Source organism: Nocardia sp. NPDC050435 (assembly GCF_040655395.1).
In the GTDB taxonomy this organism is placed as follows: domain Bacteria; phylum Actinomycetota; class Actinomycetes; order Mycobacteriales; family Mycobacteriaceae; genus Nocardia.
On record NZ_JBFAJW010000008.1, the window covers coordinates 122,996 to 141,893 of the forward strand.

Annotated in this window: 17 protein-coding genes; 6 read left to right on the top strand and 11 right to left on the bottom strand. The window is 69.7% G+C overall.

Annotation, left to right across the window (positions count from 1 at the left end; translation table 11 throughout):
- Positions 1–4 precede the first annotated feature (4 nt).
- A complete protein-coding gene (locus tag AB0I43_RS24400; protein ID WP_356974456.1) occupies positions 5–2,710 on the top strand; it encodes an RNA helicase in 2,706 nt (901 codons plus the stop codon).
- 150 nt (positions 2,711–2,860) lie between these two features.
- Positions 2,861–3,568, top strand: a complete 708-nt coding sequence (locus AB0I43_RS24405) for a DUF4333 domain-containing protein (protein ID WP_356974455.1) — start codon at positions 2,861–2,863, stop codon at positions 3,566–3,568.
- A 122-nt stretch (positions 3,569–3,690) separates the two neighbouring features.
- Here AB0I43_RS24405 and AB0I43_RS24410 read toward each other — a convergent pair whose 3' ends face one another.
- Positions 3,691–4,644, bottom strand: a complete 954-nt coding sequence (locus AB0I43_RS24410) for a 5'-3' exonuclease (protein WP_356974454.1) — start codon at positions 4,642–4,644, stop codon at positions 3,691–3,693.
- Positions 4,645–4,704: 60 nt separating this feature from the next.
- Positions 4,705–4,956: a hypothetical protein gene (locus AB0I43_RS24415; protein ID WP_194813723.1), complete on the bottom strand. Its 252-nt coding sequence runs from the start codon at positions 4,954–4,956 to the stop codon at positions 4,705–4,707.
- Between the two features lie 121 nt (positions 4,957–5,077).
- Here AB0I43_RS24415 and AB0I43_RS24420 point away from each other — a divergent pair, with 121 nt between their 5' ends.
- Positions 5,078–6,205, top strand: a complete 1,128-nt coding sequence (locus tag AB0I43_RS24420) for a Xaa-Pro peptidase family protein (RefSeq protein WP_356974453.1) — start codon at positions 5,078–5,080, stop codon at positions 6,203–6,205.
- Here the strand turns inward: AB0I43_RS24420 and AB0I43_RS24425 are convergent.
- The 5 genes from AB0I43_RS24425 to AB0I43_RS24445 form a co-directional block, all read right to left on the bottom strand.
- A complete protein-coding gene (locus AB0I43_RS24425; protein ID WP_356974452.1) occupies positions 6,202–6,780 on the bottom strand; it encodes a dienelactone hydrolase family protein in 579 nt (192 codons plus the stop codon). The genes AB0I43_RS24420 and AB0I43_RS24425 overlap by 4 nt on opposite strands.
- A gap of 93 nt (positions 6,781–6,873) precedes the next feature.
- The gene (locus tag AB0I43_RS24430; protein WP_356974451.1) at positions 6,874–7,128 is read right to left on the bottom strand and encodes a hypothetical protein; all 255 of its coding nucleotides are present in this window, start codon (positions 7,126–7,128) and stop codon (positions 6,874–6,876) included.
- Between the two features lie 249 nt (positions 7,129–7,377).
- On the bottom strand, positions 7,378–8,625 hold the full coding sequence (locus AB0I43_RS24435; protein WP_356974572.1) for an arginine deiminase: 1,248 nt from the start codon (positions 8,623–8,625) through the stop codon (positions 7,378–7,380).
- Between the two features lie 17 nt (positions 8,626–8,642).
- The gene (locus AB0I43_RS24440; RefSeq protein ID WP_356974450.1) at positions 8,643–10,082 is read right to left on the bottom strand and encodes a basic amino acid/polyamine antiporter; all 1,440 of its coding nucleotides are present in this window, start codon (positions 10,080–10,082) and stop codon (positions 8,643–8,645) included.
- A 535-nt stretch (positions 10,083–10,617) separates the two neighbouring features.
- Complete coding sequence (locus AB0I43_RS24445; protein WP_356974449.1) at positions 10,618–11,652, bottom strand: alpha/beta hydrolase; 1,035 nt, start codon at positions 11,650–11,652, stop codon at positions 10,618–10,620.
- A 236-nt stretch (positions 11,653–11,888) separates the two neighbouring features.
- Between AB0I43_RS24445 and AB0I43_RS24450 the strand changes: the two genes are divergently transcribed.
- A complete protein-coding gene (locus AB0I43_RS24450; RefSeq protein ID WP_356974448.1) occupies positions 11,889–12,617 on the top strand; it encodes a 3-keto-5-aminohexanoate cleavage protein in 729 nt (242 codons plus the stop codon).
- A gap of 262 nt (positions 12,618–12,879) precedes the next feature.
- Here AB0I43_RS24450 and AB0I43_RS24455 read toward each other — a convergent pair whose 3' ends face one another.
- Entirely contained in the window at positions 12,880–14,331 is a 1,452-nt protein-coding gene (locus AB0I43_RS24455) for an FAD/NAD(P)-binding protein (protein ID WP_356974447.1), read from the bottom strand.
- A gap of 161 nt (positions 14,332–14,492) precedes the next feature.
- On the opposite strand from AB0I43_RS24455, the gene AB0I43_RS24460 reads away from it, so the two are divergent.
- Positions 14,493–15,596 (top strand): helix-turn-helix transcriptional regulator, encoded by a 1,104-nt coding sequence (locus AB0I43_RS24460; RefSeq protein ID WP_357432646.1) that lies wholly within the window; start codon positions 14,493–14,495, stop codon positions 15,594–15,596.
- A 114-nt stretch (positions 15,597–15,710) separates the two neighbouring features.
- Here AB0I43_RS24460 and AB0I43_RS24465 read toward each other — a convergent pair whose 3' ends face one another.
- The 3 genes from AB0I43_RS24465 to AB0I43_RS24475 all read right to left on the bottom strand — a co-directional run bounded on the left by AB0I43_RS24465 (position 15,711) and on the right by AB0I43_RS24475 (position 17,490).
- Positions 15,711–16,208 (bottom strand): DUF6764 family protein, encoded by a 498-nt coding sequence (locus tag AB0I43_RS24465; protein WP_357432647.1) that lies wholly within the window; start codon positions 16,206–16,208, stop codon positions 15,711–15,713.
- 389 nt (positions 16,209–16,597) lie between these two features.
- Positions 16,598–16,909 carry a transcriptional regulator gene (locus AB0I43_RS24470; protein WP_356974444.1) on the bottom strand — a complete coding sequence of 104 codons (312 nt, stop codon included), beginning with the start codon at positions 16,907–16,909 and terminating at the stop codon, positions 16,598–16,600.
- Positions 16,906–17,490 carry a hypothetical protein gene (locus AB0I43_RS24475; RefSeq protein WP_356974443.1) on the bottom strand — a complete coding sequence of 195 codons (585 nt, stop codon included), beginning with the start codon at positions 17,488–17,490 and terminating at the stop codon, positions 16,906–16,908. Before AB0I43_RS24475 ends, AB0I43_RS24470 begins: the two co-directional genes overlap by 4 nt.
- 213 nt (positions 17,491–17,703) lie before the next feature.
- Here AB0I43_RS24475 and AB0I43_RS24480 point away from each other — a divergent pair, with 213 nt between their 5' ends.
- Positions 17,704–18,894 carry a 4-hydroxybenzoate 3-monooxygenase gene (locus AB0I43_RS24480; RefSeq protein WP_357432648.1) on the top strand — a complete coding sequence of 397 codons (1,191 nt, stop codon included), beginning with the start codon at positions 17,704–17,706 and terminating at the stop codon, positions 18,892–18,894.
- Positions 18,895–18,898 lie beyond the last annotated feature (4 nt).

Genomic DNA, 18,898 nt, shown 5'->3' on the forward strand with positions numbered 1-18,898 from the left:
TGCGGTGCTCCGCACTTCCGAGCACGGGCCGGGGGGCGAGCTGGCCAAGTTCTCCGCCGAACTCAGCTTCGCCCTGGACCCGTTCCAGCGTCAGGCCTGCGCCGCCCTGGAGGAGGGGCACGGCGTGCTCGTCTGCGCGCCGACGGGCGCGGGCAAGACGGTCGTCGGCGAGTTCGCGGTGCATCTCGCACTCGCCTCGGGCGGAAAGTGCTTCTACACAACGCCGATCAAGGCGCTGTCGAACCAGAAGTTCGCTGATCTCACCGAGCGCTACGGCCGCGACAGTGTGGGGTTGCTCACCGGTGACCAGTCGATCAATCCGGACGCGCCGGTGGTCGTGATGACCACCGAGGTGCTGCGCAACATGCTCTACGCGTCCTCCGACGCGCTGCGCGGCCTGTCGTATGTGGTGATGGACGAGGTGCACTACCTGGCCGACCGGTTCCGCGGCGCGGTCTGGGAGGAAGTGATCCTGCACCTGCCCGCCGACGTGCGGCTGGTCAGCCTGTCGGCGACGGTCAGCAACGCCGAGGAGTTCGGCGCGTGGATGGAGACGGTGCGCGGCAACACCTCCGTCGTGGTGGACGAGACCCGCCCGGTGCCGCTGTGGCAGCACGTGATGGTCGGGCGGCGCATGTTCGATCTGTTCGATTCCAGCTCCAGCGACCAGAAGGTCCTGGTGGACGAGGATCTGGTGCGCTACATCCGCCAGCGCGAGTCCGCCGACCGGATGAACGGCTGGACGCCGCGGCACCGGGGTGGCGGTCCGCGCCGCGATTTCCGGCCGCTGCCGCGCCCGGAGGTGCTGGCCAAGCTCGACGAAGAGGGCCTGCTGCCCGCGATCACCTTCATCTTCAGCCGCGCCGGGTGCGATGGCGCGCTGGCGCAGTGCCTGCGCTCGCGGCTGGATCTGTCCCGGCCCGAGGACATCGACGAGGTCGACGCGATCATCGAGAAGCACACCGGCGATCTGCCCAAGGGCGATCTCGAGGTGCTCGGCTACTGGGAGTGGCGCACGGCGCTGCACCGGGGCCTGGCCGCGCACCACGCCGGGATGCTGCCCGCGTTCCGGCACACCGTCGAGGAGCTGTTCGTGCGCGGCCTGGTCCGGGCCGTCTTCGCCACGGAGACACTGGCTCTGGGCATCAACATGCCCGCCCGCACCGTGGTGCTGGAGCGCCTGGTCAAGTACAACGGCGAATCGCACGCCGAACTCACCCCCGGCGAGTACACCCAGCTCACCGGTCGCGCCGGTCGCCGCGGCATCGATATCGAGGGTCACGCGGTGGTGCTGTGGCAGCCCGAGGTCGACACCAGCACGGTCGCCGGCCTGGCTTCCACCCGCACCTATCCGCTGCGCAGCTCGTTCAAGCCCGGCTACAACATGTCGATCAACCTGATCGATCGCATGGGCGCCGACGAGGCCCGCGCGCTGCTGGAGCGGTCGTTCGCGCAGTTCCAGGCCGACCGCTCGGTGGTCGGGCTGGTGCGCGGGATCGAGCGCAACGAGGGGCAGCTGAGCAAGCTGCGCGGCCAGCTCGGCGGCGAGGAAGGCGGCTTCCTGGAATACATCTCGCTGCGCGAGCGGATCAAGCAGCGGGAGCGGTCGCTGGAGCAGCAGAAGCGTTCCGATCGCCGGGGCGCGGCGGTGAACGCGCTGGTCCGGTTGCGCCGCGGTGACGTGGTGGCGATCCCGTCCGGTCGTCGTCAGGGTCTGGCGGTGATCCTGGAACCCGATGCGACGCCGGGTGATCCGCGTCCGCTGGTGCTCACCGAGGACAAATGGGCGGGCCGGGTCTCGGTCGCCGATTTCCCGCAACCCGCCGAGGCGCTGGGCCATATGCGCCTGCCGCGCCGGGTGGATCACCGCACGGCCAGCACCCGCCGCGATCTGGCTTCGGCGTTGCGCAGCACCGGAATCGAGGCGCCGCGGCGGCGGCGCGACAAGCGTGGCGGCAGCGCCGCCGACGACCGCGAACTGGACACGCTGCGCCGCAGCCTGCGTGCGCATCCGGCGCACGCCCGGGCCGACCGGGAGCAGATGAGCCGGATCGGCGAACGCTACAACCGGGTGGCCCGGGAGACCGAGACCATGCGGCAAAAGGTCGCGGCCACAACGAATTCGCTGGCGCGCACCTTCGACCGGATCGTCGGGCTGCTGCAGGAGCGCGGTTTCGTGCAGGAGGGTGAGGTCACCGCCGACGGCCGCCGCCTCGCCCGGATCTACGCCGAAACCGATCTGCTGGTGGCCGAATGCCTGCGGCAGGGGCTCTGGCGCGGCCTCGGCCCGGCCGAGCTGGCCGCGGTGGTGTCGACGCTGGTGTACGAATCGCGTGCCGAGGGCGGATTCCTCGGCGCCACCGGCCCGACCGAACCGATCCGGCGCGCGGTGGGCGCGACGGTCACCGAGTGGAGCAAGCTGCGCGGCGACGAGGCGCGGCACAAGCTCGCGCCCACCCGGGAACCCGATCTGGGTTTCGTCAACGGCGTCTACAAGTGGGCGCGCGGCGACGGGCTGGCGGAGTCGCTGCTGGCCAGCGGCGATCAGGGCAGCGCGCTGTCGGCGGGCGATTTCGTGCGCTGGTGCCGGCAGGTGATCGACCTGCTCGATCAGATCCACAACACCGCCGACGATGTCGAGGTGGCGGGCACCGCGGCCAAGGCGGTGCGGGCCATCCGGCGCGGAGTGGTCGCGGTGGACGCCGCGTGACGGGTGCGAAACTGGTAACGCGCGCGGCGTCGGACACGGTGGATTCGATTGTGATTTGATTTCTTTCGCGTACCGACCGTGGAGTAGTCGCTTGGCGACGAACCTCGCGCGGGGGGCTACCGTAGGTATAACGATGCGAGTGGAGGCAAGATGAGCGGCCCGTTTGGACCGAACGATCCCGGGGAGGGGCGCAACGATCCCACCCAGCACTGGGGAGCCGATCAGAATCCCGGCCAAGCCGGCCCGACCCAGCACTGGGGTGGTCAGCAGCAGCCCGGTCAGGCGCAGCCCACCCAGCACTGGGGTGATCAGACGCCGCCTCCGCAACAGCAGCAGTGGGGCCAGACCCCGGGCCAGGCGCAGCCGCAGTGGGGCCAGACCGGCGGTCAGCAGCAGTGGCAGCCGCACACCGGCGGTCAGCAACAGCAGCAGTGGGGCCAGCAGCCGCAGCAGGATTGGGGCCAGCAGGGCCAGCAGCAGTGGGGGCAGCAGCAGGGCCAGTGGGGCCAGCCCGGTCAGCCGATGCCGCAGCAGCAGGCGCCGAAGAAGAAGGGCAAGGGCCTGATCATCGGCCTGGCGCTCGGTGGCGTGGTGTTGCTAGCCGTGATCGTCACCGGTGTACTGCTACTCACCGCCAAGGACAAACTGGACCAGACCGCCGTGCAGGACGGCGTCAAGAAGGTCCTCACCGATTCCTATGGCATCTCCGATGTCACCGAGGTCGCCTGCCCCTCCGGTCAAGAAGTGAAGGTCGACGCGACCTTCGAATGCAACCTCAAGGTCAGCGGTGAGGCCAAGAAGGTCAACGTCAAGATCACCAAGGATGACGGCACCTACGAGGTCGGCCGCCCCAGCTGATCGCGCGTGACCGGGTAGCCCGCGTTCCGGCGCGGGCTACCGGCGCGTTGGGGGACTTCGCGCGGGGACTTCGCGCGGTGGCCGCTGGGCTTGTATGGCGAAATCTGCTCGGCGACTACGCTTCAGCGGGGCGTGAGCGCGGCGATCAGGCGCTTGACCGGGCTTTCGGCGTTGTAGGCGACGGCCAGCTCCAGCAGGCGGTCCGGATCGGCCGGGCCGGCGGGCAGGACGTCGGGCCGCGACAGGTGGACCTTGGCGTCGCGCACGACCCGCACGACCGGCGCGGCCGCCTTCAAATAGGCTTCGGCGGCACGGAGTTTGGCGCGGATGCCGGCGGCGAGATCGGCGGACGGATCGTCGACGGCGGCGACCAGGGCCTCGAGGGTGCCGAAGCGGGAGATCAGGGTGGCGGCGGATTTGTCGCCGATGCCGGTGACGCCCGGCAGGCCGTCGGAGGCATCGCCGCGCAGGGTGGCCATGTCGGCGTAGGCGGGGCCCGCGTTGCGCAGCGGCACCCCGTATTTCGCGGAAACCTCGGCGGGACCGAACAATTCGGCCTTGGCCAGGCCGCGGCCCGCGTAGAGGACGCGGATCGGCGGGGCTTCGTCGCGCACGAGTTGCAGCAGATCGCGGTCACCGCTGACGACGACGACCTCGTCGGTGGTCTCCCGGGTGGCGAGGGTGCCGAGCACGTCGTCGGCTTCCAGGCCGTCGGCCCCGCCGGTGGCGATGCCCGCGGCCTCGAGCACCTCGAGGATCATCTCGACCTGGGGTGTCAGCAGGTCGGGGACCTCTTCGGCGCCGACTTCGGCGTCCAGCGCGGTGTCGAGGCGGTGCGCTTTGTAGGAGGGCACCAGATCGACGCGGAACTGCGGCCGCCAGTTCAGATCGAGGCAGACCACCAGCCGGCTGGGGGAGTGCTTGGTGACCAGCGAGGCCACCATGTCGGTGAATCCGCGCAGGGCGTTCACCGAGCGGCCGTCCGGGGCGGTGATCTTGTCCGGGATCGCGTAGAAGGCACGGAACCACAGACTGGCGCCGTCGAGCAGCAACAGGGGGCCACCGGTAGAAGTCACGGCGCTGAGGTTACCCGCCCGCTCCGACAGCCTCGCGGTTTGCGGGCGTGCCCGCCGGGTTCAGCCCCAGAGATCCCGCAATTCCTTGCGCAGGATGTCCACCTGCACGGTGAGCGCGCCCAGCAGTTCCTCCCGGTTGAGCCGATTGGTGGTGCGGAACGCCCAGCTGGCGTTGCCCTGCGCGTCGATGAGCTTGACCAGCACGAACGCCTCGATGGCGGTGTCGCCCGGCTCCAGCGGATGGATTTCGAGACCCCGCAGGACATCGTGGATCGGAACCCGCGGCCCGCTCGCCCCAGAGTGTCTTTCCATGCACCCATGGAAACATTCCGGGCCCCGCCGGGACGAGCGCTGGGAGGTAGCGACTGCGCTTCGGTGCAGTGAAGACCGTCTTGCTGGTGGCCGCCCGCGGCGGCGAGTACGGTCGAAGGCTATGAGTTCGCAGACGAAGTCCAGGTTCGCGGCGGATGTTTACCGGGACCGGTTGGAACGGGCGGTCGAGTTGATGCGGGCGGCGTCGCTGGACGCCCTGCTGATCACCCCCGGCCCGGATCTCCAGTACCTGATCGGGTCGGACGCGGAGTCCTTCGAGCGGCTGACCTGCCTGATCATCACCTCCGACAAGGCCACCCCGGCCGTGGTCATCCCGAAGCTGGAGCTGGCCTCGCTGGCCGGATCGGCCGCGGGCGAGCTCGGTTTGCGGGTGCTGGATTGGGTCGACGGCGTCGACCCCTACGAACTGGTGCAGTCGACGCTGCACGCCGGCTCGCGCATCGCGGTCGCCGACGCGATGCCGGCGCTGCATCTGATCCCGCTCGCGCGCTCCACCAGCGGCCTGCCGGTGTCGGCGACGCCGGTGCTGCGCGATCTGCGAATGGTCAAGGGCGAGGCCGAGATCGACGCGCTGCGCCGCGCGGGCGCCGCCATCGATCGGGTGCACGCCCGGATGGGGGAGTTCCTCGTCGCCGGTCGCACCGAGGCCGAGGTGGGCGCCGACATCACGGCGGCGATCGTCGAGGAGGGGCACACCGAGGCGGCGTTCGTCATCGTGGGCAGCGGCCCGCACGGGGCGGATCCGCATCATCACGTCTCCGACCGGCGGATCGAGCCCGGGGACATCGTGGTTATCGATATCGGTGGCCCGGTCGAGCCCGGTTACTACTCCGATTCCACCCGCACCTACAGCCTCGGCGATCCGAGCCCGGAGATCGCGGCGAAGTTCGCCGCCCTGGAGCGCGCCCAGGCGGCCGCGGTGGCGGCGGTGCGGCCGGGCGTGACGGCCGAGGCGGTGGACGCGGCGGCGCGTGATGTGCTGGTGGAGGCGGGTTTCGGTGCGGCTTTCGTGCACCGCACGGGCCACGGCATCGGGCTGTCGGTGCACGAGGAGCCCTACATCGTGGCGGGCAACCGGTTGCCGTTGCAGGAGGGGATGGCCTTCAGCGTCGAGCCCGGCATCTACTTCCGCGGGGAGTGGGGCGCTCGCATCGAGGACATCGTGGTGGTCACCGCGGACGGTTGCGAGTCGATGAACAACCGCCCGCACGGGCTCACGGTCCTCTAACTCCGTTCCAGGTCGTCGAGGAAGCCGAGCGCCAGCTGCCAGGTGCGCTCGGCGGCCTCGGCGTCCCAGTCCGCCAGCCCGGGGTCGGTGTAGAGATGCCCGGCCCCGCGGTAGCGATACACCTCGACGTCGGCTCCGGCGCGCTGCATATCTAGGTACCAGCTGTTGAGCCAGTCGTCGGGTTCGTACATGTCCGGGTCGGCCACGTGCAGTTGCGTGGGCAGCCCGTCGACCGAAACATCCTCGGGCACATCGGAAGTCCCGTGCACCAGCAGCAGCCCCCGCGCCTTCACGTCCGCCAGCCCGAGGCTGCCCGCGAAGAACGCGCCCAGCGAGAACCCGGCGTAGACCAGCCCTTGCTCGGAGTACGGCGCGGCCGCCACCACCGCCCGCCGCAGCAACTCGTCCTGCCCGATCTCGTCCCGGATCGCCATCCCGTCCTCGACGCTCTCGGCCACACGCCCGTCGTACAGATCCGGCACATGCACCTCGTGCCCCGCGGCCCGCAACCGCTGCGCGGCATCCCGCACCGCGGGCCGCAGCCCGCACGCGGAGTGGAACAACATGATGTTCATGGTGGTCCATCGTGCCAGCACGCGGGGTACGCCTCGTCATCCGAGGGACGCCACCGCCCCCGGCCGTGCGGCGATCGGGGGCCGTGGAGCCCGCTACTTGACGCAGATATCCAGCACCGGAATCCATTTGCCGCCGGTGAGGGTGCAGAAGGCGGCGTTGATCAGCTGGCTGGCGCTGGAGCCGGTGCCACCCACGTTGTCCGAGCCGGAACTCGAACCGGAACCCGCGATGGGGGCGACGGAGGCGGGCGCCGCACTCGCGGTCCCCGCTGCGGACAGCGCGGCCGCGGTGATCGCGACAGCGGCCAGGGTGGCTCGCGGAACTCGGTGTCCGAGGCGAGATTTCATCAAGTGGTGCTCCTTGCAGTGAAAGTGACTGCTGGCACTGTACAGTTTTTGAACTGCCTATGTTTCAGATTCGTGCGACCGACTTACCGAGCGTCACTCGGGGTCGTCGGCTTTCGCGCGTAGATACCGTTGTTCGACCGTGCTGCCGGTGAGGTCGGCTGCTCGGCGGAAGAGCCGGGTCGCGATGGTGAGGTCGCCGCCCGCCGGGGCCGATGTGCCGGAGTCCGAGGCAACGGGTGAGCCGGGCAGCTAATAGTCCACGGGGTCGCGGCGCAGGGGGCAGGTCATGCAGTGGCCGCCGCCGCGCCCTCGGCCGAGTTCGGCACCGACAATGGTGACGACTTCGACGCCTTGACGGCGCAATTCGGTGTTGGTGTGGGTGTTGCGGTCGTAGGCGAACACGACGCCGGGCGCGGCCGCGACGAGGTTGTTGCCGGAGTCCCACTGCTGGCGTTCGTTGGCGTAGTACCCGCCTCCGGTTTCCACCACACGCAGCGTGTCGAGCCCGAGGGCGTCGGCGACTACGTCGAGGAACGGCTTGGACTCGGCGGTGACCTCGAGGCCGGGATCGCCGTCGGCCGGGCGCAGGGAGAACGGGCGGATGCCATCGACGATATCGGGGAAGATGGTGACCAGATCGTGGTCGGCGAAGGTGAAGACGGTGTCCAGATGCATGGCCGAGCGCAGTTTCGGCATACCCGCCACCACGACGCGCTCGGCGGCCCCGGCTTCGAACAGCTCCCGCGCCACCTGGTCGATAGCTTGGCGCGAAGTACGTTCACTCATCCCGATCAGGACCGCGCCGTTGCCGATCGGCATCACGTCGCCGCCCTCTAATGTCGCCATGCCCCAATCCCTTTCGGGTTCGCCCCACCAGATCCGCGCGCCGGTGAAGTCAGGGTGGAAAGTGTAGATCGCCTTCATCAGCAAGGTTTCGTCATGGCGCGCGGGCCAGTACAGCGGGTTGAGGGTGACCCCGCCGTAGATCCAGCAAGTGGTGTCGCGGGTGTAGAGGGTGTTGGGCAGCGGGGGCAGCAGGTATTCGCGCACCCCCGCCTGGCCGTGGGCCAGCGCCCGGTATCCCGTCCTCAGATCACCCGGCAGGTCCACGGTCGCCAGGCCGCCGATGTACTGGACCGCCAGCGCACGATGGTCGAGCGAGTCCAGGTAGGAACGGGTTTCGCCGATGAGCCCGAGACCAACCTGATCGGCGACGATGGTGCGATCTAGCAGCCATTCGCGCGCACCCGGCACCGCGAATGTCTCGCTCAGCAGATTGTGCAGTTCGACCACCTCCACGCCGCGTTCACGCAACTTGGCGACGAAGTCGAAATGGTCGCGGATCGCGTTCTGGACCCACAGCACGTCGTCGAAGAGCAGATCGTCGCAATTGCTCGGCGTGAGCCGCTCGTGCGCCAGGCCCGGCGAGCAGACCAGTACCTTGCGTAACGTGCCCACCTCGGAGTGCACCCCGTAGGACGCCGACGGTGCGTTCACAGTCATGATCGCCTTCCTCAGATAGTGATCGACCCGGTGGCCAAGCCCACGACTCCGGCGACGGCGCCGAAAACGGAAACGGCGAAGAGCACCGCCTCCCGGCGGGAAAAATAGCGCCGGCCCCGCTCCCGGCGCGAGATCAGGAACAGCACGGTGCCCGGGGCGTAGACGACAAAGGACAGCAGCACGAACTCGAGTCCGGCGGCCACGAGCATGAAGGCGGTGTACGCGGTCGCGACCGCGGCCACCAGCAGTTCCCGGTTGCGGTCGCGCGGGCGCAGTTCGGTGTAGGTCTCCCGGGTGACTGCCAGTTTCAGCGCGTACCCGGCAGCGAGCAGGTAGGGCACCAGGGAGAGCGCGCTGCACAGTTTCAGCGTGAAGGTGAACGCGTCGTCGGAGAACAGGGTGGTCAGCAGGACCAACTGAATCAGCGCCGTCGTCAACGTCACCGCAACCACGGGGACCTTGCGGGCGTTTATCCGGGCGAGGAATGACGGCATATCGTCGTCTTGGGCGGCGACGAAGAGCACCTCCGCGGCCATCAGCGTCCAGGCCAGGTACGCGCCCAGGACCGAGACGATCAGCCCGATGCTGATGAACCACGCGCCCCATGGGCCCACCGCGGACTCGAACACCGGCGACATCGACGGTTGTTGCAGCACGGCCAGTTCCCGGCGCGGCAGGATTCCGTAGGAGACCATGGTCACCGAGGCGAACACGGCGAGCACGCACAGAAACCCCAGCACCGTCGCGCGGCCGACGTCTTCGCGGCGGCGCGCGTAGCGCGAGTAGACGCTGGCGCCCTCGATGCCGAGAAAGACGAACACGGTGATCAGCATGGTGGCGCGGATCTGCTCGAACAGCGGATCCGCGCCTTGTTCGCCACCCCAGAAGTTGTCCGCGAACACCCTCGGGTCGAAGTAGAACAGCAGCACCACCAGGAAGAACAGGATCGGCACAATCTTCGCGATCGTCACGATTCGGTTGATCGCGGCCGCCTCCTGCACCCCGTGCAGCACCAGGAAGTGGAAGACCCAGATGAACACCGTCGAGAGCAGGACCGCCGGAACGCTGTTGCCCTCGCCGAAAATCGGGAACACCTGCCCGAGCGTGGATTTGATCAGCACCCAGTACGACACGTTGCCCACGCACGCGCTGGCCCAGTAGCCGAAGGCCGAAAAGAAGCCCGGGTACTCGCCGAATCCGGCCTTGGCGTAGGCGTAGACACCGGCGTCGAGATCGGGTTTGCGAATCGCCAGGTTCTGGAAGACGAAGGCCAGCATGAGCATGCCGGTACCGGCGATCGCCCAGGCGATCAGCGCTCCGAGACTGCCGGTGGCCTGGCCGAAATTACGCGGCAGCGAAAACACCCCGGCGCCGACCATGGAACCGACGACCATCGCGGAAAGCGTCAGCAGCGGCATCGTGCGGACCGGCTTGCTCTCGGTGGTCGTCATCGGTTGCTCCCGTTACGGTGGCATCGACTGCGGCGAGGTCGCGCCCGAGCGGACTCGGGCCGGCGCCTCACCCATCATTCAGCAATCCGATAGCTACTGGTGAGATATTACGCATTCGGTGATGAATCGTTAAAGGATCAGAGGTTGGCTGGTCGCCCTGGCGCGTTCGTACCGTAGCCATAGAAATACGGCGACCCGGCAGCAATCCACAGTGGTAGCCCACTTACTTGCGCTCGGAGTCCGTGTATTGCCTCAGTGTTCAGAAGTCATTCGGGGTGATCGGCTTTCGCGCGTAGATACCGTTGTTCGACCGTGTTGCCGATGAGGTCGGCTGCTCGGCGGAAGAGCCAGGTCGCGGTGGCGCGGTCACCGGTTTTGCTGTAGCAGATGCGCGCGAACAGCGTGTTCGCGCTGCTGGGTGAGCGGATTGCGATCCAGGTGCCGGCATCGGCTCGATGGGCCGGCCCGCGCCGAAACCGGCCCATCGACGGCGGGATACGATCGTCGTAGGCGGGGAGATCGTTCGGCTTACGACTCAGACCTTCGCGGGCAGTTCCGGGTTCGTGTGGAACCAGTGCGGGATGGTGGCGCGGGCGTTGGACCCGTGCAGGGCCTCCGCCAGCGCCTCTATCGCCAGATTGCGGGCCACCTTGGTCGCGTGGCAGTCACGCAGGCTGTCGAGCATCAGGAAGTCGTGGACCATGCCCAGCACCCGGACCGCGGTCACCTCGACACCGGCCTCGCGCAGCTTGGCCGCGTAGGCCTCACCCTCGTCGCGCAGCACGTCGGCTTCGTCGGTGATCACCAAGGTGGTCGGCAGGCCGCGCAGTTCCTCCACGCTCGCCCGCAGTGGCGCGGCATAGATTTCCGTGCGCTGACTCGCGTCGGTGGTGTATTGATCCCAGAACCACTGCATGCCTTCGCGGGTCAGGTAGTAGCCGTCGGCGAACTGGAGGTAGGAGGGGGTGTCGAAGTCGGCGTCGGTGACCGGATAGAGCAGTACCTGCGCCGAGAGGTTGATCCCGCCGCGGTCCTTGGCCATCAGCGCGAAAACCGCCGACATGTTGCCGCCGACCGAGTCGCCGCAGACCGCCATGCGCGAGGCGTCGAGGTCGTGCTCGGCCCCGCGGTCGGCGACCCACTTGCCCACCGTCCAGTTCTGTTCGATGGCGTTGGGGTATTTCGACTCCGGCGCACGGTCGTAGACGGGGAAGACGACCGCGGCCTGGGCGCCGACCGCGAGTTCGCGCACCAGCCGGTCGTGGGTGTTCTCGTCACCGAAGACCCAGCCCGCGCCGTGGATGAAGAAGATGACCGGCAGTGCACCGGTCAGGCCCGCAGGGCGGATTATGCGCGCCCGGGTGGAGCCGGTCGGCCCGCCTTCGACGGTGACCCATTCTTCGTCGATCTCGGGCTTGTCCACACCCGCACCGGTCTGCAGCCCGGCCAGGATGTCGCGGCCCTGTTCCGGGGGGACCTCGTAGATCCTGGGGTGCGGGGCGGTCGCGTCCGCGAGTTCCTGGGCGGCGGGCTCGAGAAAGGGCTTCGGGGGAGGGGGTAGCTGGGTCACGAGTAGTGCTCCCTTCGGAAGGATCGACCGGTGGTGGATGCGTCCTCGGCCATGATTGCTGAGCATTCGCCACCGCGCCACCGAGGTGCTGTGCCGACAGCCGTGGCTATGAGCCGCGTAGCCGCCGCTAGACCCGCCATTCGCGGGCCCGGTGGTGCGAACGATCGTTATCCCACCGAAACGGCGTCCGACGCGCACGCCCAGCGGCACCGTCACCCTGTGTGAGACTCGGATGCATGCTCCAGGTCTGCCTGAACGGTGCTCGGACTCGCGCCGAATCCCGCGCTGCCCCGGTGACTCCGGCCGAGTTGGCGGCGGCTGCCCGGGCGGCGGTGCGCGCCGGGGCCGAAGACATCCATCTGCACCCCAGGGATGCCGCGGGGCGGGACACCATGGAGCCCGGTTACGTCGCGGCGGCGGTCACGGCCGTGCGTGCGGCGGTGCCGGAGGTCCCCGTCGGTGTGACCACCGGCGCCTGGAGCGCCGTGGACGTCGAGCAGCGGGTCGCCTCCGTGCGTTCGTGGACCGTGCTGCCTGATCACGCTTCGGTGAACTGGCACGAGGATGGTGCCGCGGCCGTCGCGGAAGCCTTGCTGGACAGGGGAATCGGGATCGAGGCCGGAATCTACTCCGGCACCGGCGCCGCCCAGCGCTTCTTCGCCTGGCCGCGGGCCGACGAGGTTCTGCGCGTCTTGGCCGAAGTCACCGACACCGATCCGCACACGGCCGGGCGGACCGCGAAGGCACTGCTGGACACCCTCGAGGTGGGAAGCGGGCTGCCTATTCTCCTGCACGGTGAGGAGTACGCGGCTTGGGTAGTCCTCGGTATGGCCGCCGCGCGGGGTCTGGACACCCGGATCGGTCTCGAGGATGTGCTCCACCTGCCCGACCGGTCGCCCGCCGCGGACAACGCAAGCTTGATCCGCGCCGCGCGCGACATCCTCGACCGGCACCGCGAGCCGTAACAGGTTTTCGGAAGCGCACGAGCAGCACCGAGTGTGACGATCTCCGCGGAGCGACCGGGCGAGGGCGCCGACCTCACCCGCGCCGCCGTCGCCGCGGGCTTCGCTTCGGCCGGTCATTTCAGCGATGCGTTCCGGACCTTGTTCGGGCTCACCGCAGGTGCTCGGCCGCGACATCGTCGTCGTCCCGGCCGGGGAGTCGGCCTCGTGAGCGGACGCCGCCGAGCACACCGGTGCCCGCGGCGGCGATTCGCTCGGTCGCCGTTCACGCCCTGGTCGAGATCAGGCTGTGCGCCAGGCGCTGTGCCTCGGCGGCGAGGCCGGGCGGATTGGTGGCGATGAACATCGAGTCGGCGGCCAGGTTGCCCAGCACCCGCCAGGTCGGATCCGGGCGGCCGCGTACCAGGAGGGCGCGGGTGACGCGGTCGGTCGAGAGGCCGCCACCGGGCTGGATTTCGGCGCTGCCGGTGGCCAGCAGTGCGCTGATCAGTGGTTCGGTTTCGGCCGGTACGGCGTAGGCGGGCGGGTTGACGGCGTTGACGACGAAGTCGGCCGTCCAGTCGGTCCCATCGGTGACGGTGAAGCCACCCGCACCGCGCGCCTCGATCTTGGTGACTCCCGGTCGCAGCCGCAGCCGGCCCGAATCCAGCAGGCGCAGCAGGATCGTCGCGTTGTGCGGGACCATCGGGGAGCTGAGGCCGTTGATCGTGCGAAAGTGCTTCGCGCGCAGCATGGTTCGATCGGCTTGCCGGAGCAGCGGCCAGGCGGCCGGACCGGCCACCCGGATCGCCATGGTGAGCAGTCGAGCGCCGCGCAGCGGGGAGTCGACCTCGGTGAGCTGGCGGCGTAGCCGGTCGATCGGTGGCTCGGGGGCCGTGATCCCGGCGGCGAACGCGTCGAAATCCTCGCCGAGGTCGGCGAGTTCGGCCCGCATCAGGTCGGCCAGTCGCGCGAAGGACAGATCGCCGTCGGCGCCGATCGTCTCGACGGTGAGGTGGCGCAAGGCGAGCTGGACCGGGCGCTGCTGCACGAAAGGCAGTGCGCCGGTGCGGGAGAGGAAGCTGATCGGACCCGTGTGTCCCCGCGCCGCCGAGCTCACCGCGATGTCGACGGCTGTCAGGCCGCTGCCGATCACCGCGACATGGGCTTCCGGCGGGATATCGGCGAGGGTTCGGGCCAGGGGATAGGGCTCGTTGATGTATCCGGGTGCGCCGGTCAGGCCGTAATAGTCCCGGGGACGGCCGTTTCCGACTGCCAGAATCGCCCGATCCACCGGCAGCCGGCGGCCGTCACCGGTGTGCAGCACCGCGTCGCGGGCGTCCCGCGAGAATCCGGTGACGCGGTCCGGGACGACATCGACCTGCCAACCGGCCCTGCGCAATTCATCGATCGCGGCGCGGGCGGTGTCCTCGAGGTACTCACCGTATCGGGCACGCGGCACCAGTATCTGGCCGAGCGCCTCGTCCCGGTACCGCGCGAGGTCGGGCCGTGCCGTCAACCACCGCTGGTAATGGGTCAGGTCTCCGGCGCGGATCGACATGATCATCGGCGGCGCGTTCACCCGGACCGCTTCGCCGTCCGGCTGATAGGGGCGGCCGCGCCAGAGGGCGGGCGAGCCGTCGAAAATCGTGATGGCGCCGGGTTTTCCGCCGGACCCGGCCAGCGCGTCGAGCAGTCCGACTCCGGCCGCTCCGGCCCCGATGATTCCGATCCGCATCCCACAGCTCCTTTCGAGCACCCGTCCGGTGCGGTCACCAGCGTCATCCGCGTGGGCTTCGGGCTCCATCCCTCGAATGCGGGGAATTCGGTGGTGGCCGCACAGGTTCTCCCTCAGATGAGGGATGGCCGAGGTGCGCGATTTCCAGCAGGATCACCGCCATGACCACGCACCACAGGCTCGACGCGCTGCTGACCGACATCGCCGGCGCACCGGACGCGCACACCCTGTTCGCGGCGACTTCCGCGCGCCTGCGCGGTCTTTCGAGCTTCGACGCCGCGGTGTGGGCCGCTACCGACCCGATCAACGGACTGACCACCGCACCGGTGCGGGTGGAGAACCTGCACGAGGGCGGCTGCGGGACCTATTGGGAAGCGGAGCTGTTCGGCGAGTCCGTCAACCGGTTCCGCGATCTCGCGCAGGCCCCGGTTCCGGTCGTGGGGCTGCGCGCCGTGACCGGCGGCGACCCCGCGTGCAGCCCGCTCTACCGAACCTTCATGCGGCCCCGCGGTTTCGCGGATGAACTCCGCGCCGTCTTCCGCGTCGACGGCCAGTCCTGGGGGCAGCTCAGCCTGTTCCGGGAGCGCGGGCGCGCGGACTTCGACGCCGCCGACATCGCGCACGTCACGGCATTGTCCGCGCCGCTGGCGCACCGCCTGCGGTCTTTCGCCCGGCCGTCGAGCGCGCCCATGCCGCGGGACACCACCGCGGCGCCGGGCATGCTGCTCTTCGACGACGCGGGAAACCTGGTGTCACTCAACGACGAAGCGCGGTCCCTGCTCGCGCAGATGCCGCCCGGCCCGTCCACCACCACGGCGCTCGGCCTCGCGCTGCCCCTGCCGGTCTGGATTCTCAGCACCGCGGGGCGCGCTCGGCTCACCGGCGGCAGCGCCCGGATCCGGATTCGCACCGGGACGGGCCGCTGGCTGATCTGCCACGCCTCGTGCCTGCGGGCCGCCGAGGGCGGCGCGAGCTCGACCGCCCTGATCATCGAACCCGCCAAACCCTCGGAGATCGCCGGTTTGCTCACCGCCGCCTACGAGCTGACGCCGCGCGAGATCGAGGTCGTCGACCTCATCGCTCGCGGGCTGCCGACCGCCGAGATCGCCGCCACGCTGCACCTGTCCGCACACACGGTCCGCGACCATGTGAAGGCGGTCTTCGACAAAGTCGGCGTCACCAGCCGCGGCGAACTGGTGGCCTGCCTGTTCACCGAATTTCAGCAGCCGGTCACCGCTCGCGACACCGTGCGAGTCGTGCGCTAGCAGTCGTTCACGGAGACGGAACTCCGGGCGCGCGGCACTACGCCGCGCCGGTCGTCGAGCAGTCCGGGCGAATCGGCGATGGTGGCCGTGGACAGCCACCATCGCCGATAGCGCTCAGCGCAGCGACACGCAGCCCTGCAGCGTCTGCAGGTCACCGGCGAAGCCGGCACCGCCGCTACAGGTCGGCACGCCGGTGCCGGTCACCGTGACCTGCGCGCCGGGGCCCGCGATGCCGATGGCCAGTCCGGGGCGAACGCCCGCGACGTTCACGGTGGCGCCCGGACCGACCGCGATGGCCGCCGGAGCCGACAGCGCGGCCGAATTCGAGGTGGCGCTGCCGCCGTTCTGCGCGATGGCCAGCGAGAGGCTGGTCGGTCCGGCGTTGGCGCTCGCGGCGCCGCCGAGCCCGTAGGCCGCCGCGGCCGCGCCGCCCGAACTGGTGGCCGAGCACTGCGCGCCGGCGGCCGAGACCGAGCTGGTGGTGGCGCCGGGCGCCGGGCAGGCGGTGTCGGCGGCCGCGGCCTGCGGCGTGCCCAGCCACAGTGCGGCGGTGATCGGGGCGGCCGCGAACACCGCGGCCGCACTCCGGCGAATGACAGGAACTGTGTGCATGATCTTCTCCTACGAGTGATCGCCACGTGTCCGCGTCGGATCGCGCGTACGCCGGGCGATCCGGGAACTGCCGTCGGACTCGAAGCTTGGGCTGGTGCGGCCACTTGCCCGGACCGGAATCCGGGCCGCGACCGCACCGAGGGGCGACGTTGCCCTTTTCCAGCGCTGCGAGGAGCGCCACAAGGCGTTCGGGACGATCACCGCGCAGGTTTGGTCGAATCTCCGCCCGGCTCGCGGACGGGTCCGCCCTGGGCACACAGGGCGGACCCGCGTCCCCGAGCCCTCGACGCTCCGGGACCGGCGCGGGCCCGCTGGCTCGACCGGCACCATTAACGTTTCGGTTCCGCGGCCGGGAGGGTTTGGTCGGGATATCTCCGGCGCGTGGCGGCTCAGGGGTGTTCGGCGGTGGCGATGATGGCGCGCAGGGCGGTCAGTTCGGCGCCGAAGGCGACGCGGCCGGGGTCGGTGATCGTGATCCAGGTCTTGGGGCGGCCCCGGCCGGTGGTGCGCCGGGCGGCGACGAGGGCGGCGTCCTCGAGGACTTTGAGGTGGCGGTTGAGGTTGCCGTCGGTGAGGTGCAGTTGCTCGCGCAGACTGCCGAACTCCAGGGCGACACCGGAGCTGAGCAGCGCCAGGATGCCGAGCCGGATGCGCTGGTGCACAGTGTCGTCCAGGTTCACGGCCGGGTGCGGCTCGGTCATCGAGCGACGCCGGATTCGGCCCGCACCAGTTCCACCGCCGCGGCCAGCGCGGCCGTGAGGCCGACGACCAGCGCGAGCCAGGCGTAGCCGTCGGCGGGTTCGGCGAGGGCGACGGCCACCGACACCGCGACGGTGCTGAGCGCGACCGCGGCGGTCGCCCACGAGCGCAATGCCACGGCCAGCGCGCCCAGCCCGGCGGCGACCGCCAGCCACGGCGCGACCATCGCCCATTCGCCCCGGTACAGCCCTCCGGCCACCGTCGTGGCGGCCACCATGGCCACCCCGGTCAGCAGGGCGGCGACGCCGCGCCCGGCCGGAACTTGCGCCGGCCGCCGGGCGAAGTACCACCCGCACAGCACCGCGCTCAGCGGCGCGGCGACGACCCAGTACCAGCCCGCGCCGTTGTGCGCGTCGAGCAGCAGCGCGGCGGGCACCGACGCGAGCACCGTCACCGCCACGCACAACAGCGGTAACCACATGGGGGCGGCCAACTTCCAGCCGTGCCGGGCCAAGGTTTCCATGTCGCCGAGCAGCTTCCGCGCGTTCGCGGAATCCGGGTAGCTTTGTGATGCAGAGTTCATACCTCCACTTTGCCTCGCAAAGTGCGGTGCGGCAAGCAAAGTCCATCCGCCTTGACTCATTCGCGCGCGGTGCGGTCGCCGAAGCGTCCGAATAGTGCTGTAGACAATTCTCAGCTAACTGAAAATTGGTCAAACCAGACAATGCGCACCGCGAGCAAAACACGCCGATTTGTGTTGCGTTCGAGTAGGTCCCGGGTGCTCTAGGTTGAGCCGGTGCCTGAGCCAGCAAACATTTCCGACAGTGCGGTTCTCGTGCTCGGGGCCGGTCCCGCGGGCCTGGTCCTGGCCAATCTGCTGTGCGCCGCGGGCGTGGAGTGCGTGGTGCTGGAACGCCGCAGTCGCGCGCACGTGCAGCAGCGGGCACGGGCCGGGTTCCTGAGTCCGCGCAGCGTCGCACTGCTGCGGGCGCACGGGCTGGACCACGGCCTGGCGCGACAGGGCAAGACCCACGACCGCTGCGAATTCCGCAGCGCGGCAGGCCGATTGGAGCTGTGCTACAGCGAACTCGGCACCGGCGACGTGCACACCGTCTACCCCCAGCAACTGCTGGTCACCGACCTGATCGCCGAACTGGAGCGCCGCGGCGGGCAGATCCGTTTCGACACCGAGGTATCGGCGATCGGCGACCTGGATGGTCCCCGCCCCTGGGTGCGCGTCCGGGCCGCGAACGGGCGCGAACAGCGGTGCACGGCAAGGTATGTCGCCGGATGCGACGGCGCGCGCGGCATCGCCCGCGGTGCACTGCCGGTCCGGCCCGCGATCCGCGATCACGGCATCACCTGGCTCGCCCTGCTGGCCCGCGCGCCGTCGAACACCGACAGCGTCGTCTACGGCGTGCACGCCGCCGGGTTCGCCGGGCAGATGCCGCGCACCCCGGACGTCACCCGCTACTACCTGCAGTGCGATCCGCGCACCGACGTGGACGAGTGGGACGCGCAACGGATCTGGGACGAGCTCGACCGCAGGCTGGACGCCGATCGGTACGGCCCGCCCACCCGCGGGCCGATCTTCGAGCGCAGCCTGGTGCGGCTGCGCTCGGAGATCCTGGACCCGATCCAGTACGGCCGGCTGTTCCTGGCGGGGGACGCCGCCACCTCGATCAGCCCGTCCGCGGCCAAGGGCGCGAACCTGGCGATCGCCGAGGCGGGCATTCTGGCCCAGGCGCTCGGCGCGGCCGTGCGCACCGGCGACGACAGCGCGCTCGCGTCCTACTCCGAGCAGTGCCTGCCCCTGATCCGGCAGGCTCAGGAGTTCTCGCACTGGATGATCGAGCTGCTGCACCCGCCGGCGCCGGACGATCCGGAGGCCGCCTACCAGCGTGTCCTGCGCCGGGCGCGGCTGCACAGCCTGACCACCTCGGCCCACCATCGGCACCACTTCGCGGAAAACTACGTCGGCATCTGAATCC

What these genes read in the sequence shown, in the direction of transcription:
- AB0I43_RS24405 (WP_356974455.1), top strand. Translation starts at nt 2,861, where the DNA reads ATGAGCGGCCCGTTTGGACCGAACGATCCCGGGGAGGGGCGCAACGAT.
- AB0I43_RS24415 (WP_194813723.1), bottom strand. Translation starts at nt 4,956, where the DNA reads ATGGAAAGACACTCTGGGGCGAGCGGGCCGCGGGTTCCGATCCACGAT.
- AB0I43_RS24420 (WP_356974453.1), top strand. Translation starts at nt 5,078, where the DNA reads ATGAGTTCGCAGACGAAGTCCAGGTTCGCGGCGGATGTTTACCGGGAC.
- AB0I43_RS24425 (WP_356974452.1), bottom strand. Translation starts at nt 6,780, where the DNA reads ATGAACATCATGTTGTTCCACTCCGCGTGCGGGCTGCGGCCCGCGGTG.
- AB0I43_RS24430 (WP_356974451.1), bottom strand. Translation starts at nt 7,128, where the DNA reads ATGAAATCTCGCCTCGGACACCGAGTTCCGCGAGCCACCCTGGCCGCT.
- AB0I43_RS24440 (WP_356974450.1), bottom strand. Translation starts at nt 10,082, where the DNA reads ATGACGACCACCGAGAGCAAGCCGGTCCGCACGATGCCGCTGCTGACG.
- AB0I43_RS24450 (WP_356974448.1), top strand. Translation starts at nt 11,889, where the DNA reads ATGCTCCAGGTCTGCCTGAACGGTGCTCGGACTCGCGCCGAATCCCGC.
- AB0I43_RS24455 (WP_356974447.1), bottom strand. Translation starts at nt 14,331, where the DNA reads ATGCGGATCGGAATCATCGGGGCCGGAGCGGCCGGAGTCGGACTGCTC.
- AB0I43_RS24460 (WP_357432646.1), top strand. Translation starts at nt 14,493, where the DNA reads ATGACCACGCACCACAGGCTCGACGCGCTGCTGACCGACATCGCCGGC.
- AB0I43_RS24465 (WP_357432647.1), bottom strand. Translation starts at nt 16,208, where the DNA reads ATGCACACAGTTCCTGTCATTCGCCGGAGTGCGGCCGCGGTGTTCGCG.
- AB0I43_RS24470 (WP_356974444.1), bottom strand. Translation starts at nt 16,909, where the DNA reads ATGACCGAGCCGCACCCGGCCGTGAACCTGGACGACACTGTGCACCAG.
- AB0I43_RS24475 (WP_356974443.1), bottom strand. Translation starts at nt 17,490, where the DNA reads ATGAACTCTGCATCACAAAGCTACCCGGATTCCGCGAACGCGCGGAAG.